The organism is Streptomyces sp. XY431 (genome assembly GCF_001279805.1).
In the GTDB taxonomy this organism is placed as follows: Bacteria; Actinomycetota; Actinomycetes; order Streptomycetales; family Streptomycetaceae; genus Kitasatospora; species Kitasatospora purpeofusca.
Map to the genome: position 1 here is coordinate 88,473 of NZ_LGDO01000219.1, position 6,000 is coordinate 94,472.

General features: G+C 76.1%; 5 protein-coding genes. All 5 read left to right on the plus strand.

Annotated elements, in window-relative coordinates; genetic code table 11:
- Window positions 1-42: 42 nt before the first annotated feature.
- Window positions 43-1,272, plus strand: coding sequence for a DUF7847 domain-containing protein (locus ADK60_RS21110; RefSeq protein ID WP_053648084.1), 1,230 nt, complete (start codon window positions 43-45; stop codon window positions 1,270-1,272).
- Between the two features lie 5 nt (window positions 1,273-1,277).
- Window positions 1,278-1,949 carry a DUF4129 domain-containing protein gene (locus tag ADK60_RS21115; protein WP_053648086.1) on the plus strand — a complete coding sequence of 224 codons (672 nt, stop codon included), beginning with the start codon at window positions 1,278-1,280 and terminating at the stop codon, window positions 1,947-1,949.
- Window positions 1,946-3,172 (plus strand): DUF4350 domain-containing protein, encoded by a 1,227-nt coding sequence (locus ADK60_RS21120; RefSeq protein ID WP_053648087.1) that lies wholly within the window; start codon window positions 1,946-1,948, stop codon window positions 3,170-3,172. The genes ADK60_RS21115 and ADK60_RS21120 overlap by 4 nt, the downstream gene beginning before the upstream one ends.
- Before the next feature lie 137 nt (window positions 3,173-3,309).
- Complete coding sequence (locus tag ADK60_RS21125; RefSeq protein ID WP_045942589.1) at window positions 3,310-4,230, plus strand: AAA family ATPase; 921 nt, start codon at window positions 3,310-3,312, stop codon at window positions 4,228-4,230.
- A gap of 102 nt (window positions 4,231-4,332) precedes the next feature.
- On the plus strand, window positions 4,333-5,643 hold the full coding sequence (locus ADK60_RS21130) for a DUF58 domain-containing protein (protein WP_053648089.1): 1,311 nt from the start codon (window positions 4,333-4,335) through the stop codon (window positions 5,641-5,643).
- Window positions 5,644-6,000: the final 357 nt, after the last annotated feature.

Below are 6,000 nucleotides of genomic sequence, written 5' to 3' on the forward strand. Positions count from 1 at the left end.
TCCACCCGGTACCCCGCCCCCGAAGCCCTCCGAGGAGCAGTGATGACCGACACTCCGGGCTGGGCCTCGCCCGGCTCGTCCGAGCCGCCCCGCGACGGCGCCCGGCCCCCCGCCGACGCACCCGCCGCCGTGCCCGGCCAGTCGGCACCGCCCCAGGACACCCCGCCCGCCCGGGGGACCGCCCCCGGCGCCCCGCAGCCCCCCTACGCCGGACCACAGCCCGCCTGGGGCACGCAGCCCGGCCACGGCGGACCGCCGCCCGGCTGGGGCCCGCAGCCGCCCGGCGGCGGCTACAGCTGGGGCGTGCCGCAGAGCCCCAAGCCCGGAGTGATCCCGCTGCGCCCGCTCGGCCTCGGCGAGATCCTCGACGGCGCGGTCTCCACCGTCCGCAAGCACTGGCGGGTCACCCTCGGTCTCGCCCTCGGCGTCGCGGTCGTCCAGCAGGGCGCCTCGCTCGGCGCCCAGCTCGCCATCCAGGGGGACACCGGCGACCTCACCCCGGTCCTGACCGCCCTGATCAGCCTGCCGCTCTCGATGCTGCTCGGTGTGGTCGCCTCGGCCCTGCTGACCATGGTGGTCAGCCGCGCCGTCCTCGGCCAGGCCGTGTCGATCGGGGACGCCTGGCGCGACGCCAAGCCGCGGCTGCTCCAGCTCGTCGGCCTCACCCTGCTCACCGGTCTCATCGCCGGCGGCATCGTCCTGCTGGGCTTCGCCCCGCTGATCGGCTACCTGGTCGCCGGGGCCGAGGAACCGGCGATCGTCGGCCTGCTCGTCGTCGTGGGCCTGCTCAGCCTCCCCGTCGCCATCTGGATCGGCATCCAGCTCAGCCTGGCCGCCCCCGCCCTCATGCTGGAGAAGCAGGGCGTCATCACCGCCCTCTCCCGCTCCCGCCGGCTGGTCCGCCGCTCCTGGTGGCGGATCTGCGGCATCACCGTGCTGAGCCAGATCATCGCCGCGGTCGTCGGCGGTGTGATCAGCACCCCGTTCACGATCGCCGGCATGGTGATCGGCTTCGACGACTTCCTCGGGCAGGTCGACGCCGGGCAGAGCGGCAGCATGCCCGCCGCCATGCTGATCACCATGGCGATCGGCGGCGTCCTCTCCTCCACCGTCACCCTCCCCTTCACCGCCACCATCGGCGTGCTGCTCTACGTCGACCAGCGGATCCGCCGCGAGGCCCTCGACATCGAGCTCGCCCGCGCCGCCGGCCTGCCCGAACACGGCGGCACCGGCTGGGGCGACCAGGCCGGCCCCGCCCCCGCAAGGCTCTGAGCCCGATGCCGATCCGGGGGGAGATCGTCGTGCTCGCGGGTGGTGCCCCGGTCACGACACCGCGCGACGCGGCCAAGGACGCGGCCCGCGACGAACTGCTCAACGCCGACTACCACCGCCACGACCCGAGCCTCCAGGAACGGGTCATCGACTGGATCACGGACCGGATCGACGAGGCGCTGGGCGCGCTCACCGGCGACGGCACCGGCGGCGCCACCGGCCTGGTCCTGTTCCTGCTGGTGGCCGCGATCATCGGCGCCGCCCTCTGGTGGCGCCTCGGCGCGCCCAAGCGGGCCGCCCGCACCCACACCGGGGTCTTCGGCGACATCGGCCCGCGCAGCGCGGCCGAGCACCGGGCCGACGCCGAACGGCACGCCGCCGCCGGCCGGTGGACCGAGGCCGTCCGCGAGCAGATGCGCGCCCTGGTCCGCGGCCTGGAGGAGCGCACCCTGCTCGACGCCCGCCCCGGCCGCACCGCCGACGAGGCCGCCGCCGAGGCCGGCCGCGCCCTGCCCGGCCACGCGGCCGAGCTCGCCGCGGCCGCCCGCGCCTTCGACGACATCGCGTACGGCGAGCGCACCGCCGACCAGGGCGCCTACCAGTCGCTGCGCGACCTCGACCGGGCCCTCGAACGCGCCCGCCCGGTCCTCGCCCCGGCCGCCGGAGGAGCCGCATGACCAGCGCCACCCCCGCTCCGCCGACCGACCGGGCCGCCGCCCCGCGGCCCGCCCCGACCGCCACCAGCACCGCCCCCACCGGCCGCGGCCTGTGGCGGCGCACCCGCTGGTACCTGCTCACCGCCGCCCTCCTGCTGCTCGCCGCCGTCCTGCTCGCGGCCGTCAACCAGGAACGCCGGTACCCGCCGCTCGACCCCCGCTCCTACGAGCCCACCGGCAGCCGCGCCGTGATCGCCCTCCTGGAGCGCGAGGGCCTCCAGGTCGACCTCACCGCCGACCCGGCCGTCCGGCCCACCGGCACCGACACCCTCGTCCTGCCCGAACCCGACCTGCTCACCCCCGAGCAGCTGACCGCCGTCGCCGCCGCCAAGTACGGCCGGCTGGTCCTGGTCGCCCCCGGCCCCGCCGCCCTCAGCGCCCTCGTCCCCGGCGTCCGCACGTCCGACGAGAACGGCGGCATCCCCTACGCCGGCGTGCGCACCACCGACCCCGGCTGCTCCCTCCCCGAAGCCGTCCGGGCCGGCAGCGCCCACCTCGGCGGCCTGCTCTACACCGCCGGCAGCCGCGGCGAGGGCTGCTACCCGCGCGGCCACGGCTACCCCCTGGTCGCCGTCACCACCGGCCGGAACACCGACGTCGTGGTCCTCGGCAGCGGCGAGTTCCTCACCAACGAGCTGCTCGGGAAGGACGGCAACGCCGCCCTGGGACTCGGCCTGCTCGGCTCCCGGCCGCACCTCACCTGGCACCTGCCCGACTACACCGCCCCGGTCGCCGAGGGCGGGCGCAAGAGCTTCCAGGACTACATCCCCGAGGGCTGGACCTGGGCCGGCTACCAGCTCGCCATCGCCGTCGTGCTGGCCGCGCTCTGGCGCTCCCGGCGGCTCGGCCCGGTGGTCAGCGAGCAGCTGCCGGTCGTGGTCCGCGCCTCCGAGACCACCGAGGGCCGCGCCCGCCTCTACCGCCGGGCCAAGGCCCGCGGCCGCGCCGCCGACGCCCTGCGCCGCGCCACCGCGCTGCGCATCGCCCCGGCCCTCGGCGTCCCGCCGGTGGCCGGCGCACCCGACCCCACCGCCCTCTGCGCGGCCGTCGCGGACCGCCTCCCCGAGCGGCCCGCCGGGGACGCCGCGGCCCTGCTGTACGGCCCTCCCCCGACCGACGACGCCGCACTGCTGCGGCTCGCCGACGACCTCGACACCCTCGAAAGGCAGGTACGGAAGCCGTGACCGAGAAGGCCACCACCCAGCTCCGCATCACCCCCGGCCCGGCGCCCGTCACCACCGGCACCACCGTCCCCGGCAGCACCGCTCCCGGCACTGCCGGCGACCCCCGGCTCGGCGACCCGCGCGAGGCACTCACCGCCCTGCGCGCCGAGATCGCCAAGGCCGTCGTCGGCCAGGACGCCGCCGTCACCGGCCTCGTCGTCGCCCTGCTCTGCGGCGGCCATGTGCTGCTCGAAGGCGTCCCCGGCGTGGCCAAGACCCTGCTGGTCCGCACCCTCTCCACCGCGCTCAGCCTGGGGACCAAGCGCATCCAGTTCACCCCCGACCTGATGCCCGGCGACGTCACCGGCTCCCTGGTCTACGACGCCCGCACCGCCGAGTTCTCCTTCCAGCCCGGCCCGGTCTTCACCAACCTGCTGCTCGCCGACGAGATCAACCGCACCCCGCCGAAGACCCAGGCCGCCCTGCTGGAGGCCATGGAGGAGCACCAGGTCACCGTCGACGGCGAGCCGCGCGCCCTGCCGGTGCCGTTCCTGGTCGCCGCGACCCAGAACCCGGTCGAGTACGAGGGCACCTACCCGCTGCCCGAGGCCCAGCTCGACCGCTTCCTGCTCAAGCTGATCCTCCCGCTGCCCGACCGGGACCAGGAGTTCCAGGTCCTCGCCCGGCACGCCGCCGGCTTCGACCCGCGCGACCTCGCCGCGGCCGGCGTGCGCCCGGTGGCCGGCCCCGAGCACATCGCCGCCGCCCGCGAGCAGATCGCCAAGCTGACCGTCGCGCCCGAGGTGCTCGCCTACATCGTCGACCTCTGCCGGGCCACCCGGCAGTCGCCCTCGCTCTCCATCGGCGTCTCCCCGCGCGGCGCCACCGCACTGCTCGGCGCCTCCCGTGCCTGGGCCTGGCTGGCCGGCCGCGACTACGTCACCCCCGACGACGTCAAGGCACTCGCCCTGCCCACCCTGCGGCACCGCGTCGCCCTGCGGGCCGAGGCCGAGATGGAGGGCGTGACCGCGGACTCCGTGATCCAGGCCGTCCTCGCCCAGACCCCGGCCCCGCGCTGATCCCCGCCCCGCGCTGATCCCCGCCCCGGGTATCAGCGCCCCGGGTATCGCCGCCCCACGTTTCGCCGCCTCACCGTCGGCCCCGACGAAGGAACGCACCGCATGGCCATCACCGGGCGAACCGCCCTGCTCGCCGCGCTCGGCGCCCTCGTCACGGGCCTGCTGCTGCCGTCCTGGGCGGGCATCGGCGCCGTCACCGGCGCGGTCCTGCTCGCTGTCGCCGTCGACCTGGTGCTCGCCGCCCCCGTCCGCAGCCTGCGGATCGACCGGGGCGGCGACACCACGGTCCGGCTCGGCGAACCCGCCTCAGTCGAACTGACCGTCACCAACCCGGCCGGACGGCCCCTGCGGGCCCGGATCCGCGACGCCTGGGCCCCGTCGGCCTGGCGGCCCGGCACCGGGTTCGCCGCCTCCCGGCACACCCTGCGCGTCCCCGGCCACGAACGCCGCCGCGTCACCACCGTCCTCACCCCGACCCGGCGCGGGGACCACCACGCCCACAAGGTGACCGTCCGTTCGCTCGGCCCGCTCGGCCTGGCCGGGCGTCAGGGCTCGCACCTCGTCCCCTGGACGGTCCGCGCCCTGCCCCCGTTCGCCAGCCGCAAGCACCTGCCCTCCCGGCTCGCCCGGCTGCGCGAACTCGACGGCCGGACCTCGGTCCTGACCCGCGGCCAGGGCACCGAGTTCGACTCCCTGCGCGAGTACCTGCCCGGCGACGACATCCGCTCCATCGACTGGCGGGCCAGCGCCCGCCGCCACACGGTCGCCGTCCGCACCTGGCGGCCCGAGCGCGACCGGCACATCCTGGTCGTCCTCGACACCGGCCGCACCTCCGCCGGCCGGGTCGGCGACGCACCCCGGCTCGACGCCTCGCTCGACGCCGCGCTGCTCCTCACCGCCCTCGCCACCAAGGCCGGCGACCGGGTCGACCTGCTCGCCCACGACCTGCGCAAGCGGACCGCGGTGGCCGGCCGCTCCCCGGTCGAGATCCTCCCGGCCTTCACCAACGCGATGGCCGCCCTGGAGCCCGCCCTCTACGAGACCGACATGCGCTCGCTGGTCGCCACCGCCCTGAAGATGGCACCGCACCGCTCGCTGATCGTGCTCCTCACCGGCCTGGACGCGGCATCCGTCGAGGACGGCCTGCTCCCGGTCCTGCCGCTCCTCACCAAGCGCCACGAGGTCGTGCTCGCGTCCGTGTCCGACCCCCACCTCGACGAACTCGCCGCCGGCCGCGGCACGGTCGAGGCCGTCTACGGTGCTGCGGCCGCCGAGCAGACCCGCGCCGACCGCCGCCTCACCGCCGACCGCCTCACCCGCGCCGGCATCACCGTCCTCGACGCCCCGCCCACCTCCATCGCCCCCGCCCTGGCCGACACCTACCTCGCCCTCAAGGCCGCCGGCCGCCTCTGACAAAGACTCCCGGCCCCGTCCGGGGAGCACGGAAAAGCCCCGCCACCGATCCGGTGGCGGGGCTTTTGAGTCCCTTTCGACAGGCGGTGGACCTCCCCCACCCGGGCACTCGCCGAATGCCCTCAAGGGCCTTTCCCGGCGCTTCTCGGGGCCCCGGGAAACGCACTCCGCCGCGGAATCGGACGGCATTCCCGCTCGGACGACATCCCCCTTGCCAGTACCGACCCGGGGAAATGCCTCGACCGAAAGCGTCCTGAAAACGCAAAGAACCCCCGTCGGTTTCCCGACGGGGGTTCTTCACAATGATTGTTCGGCGGCGTCCTACTCTCCCACAGGGTCCCCCCTGCAGTACCATCG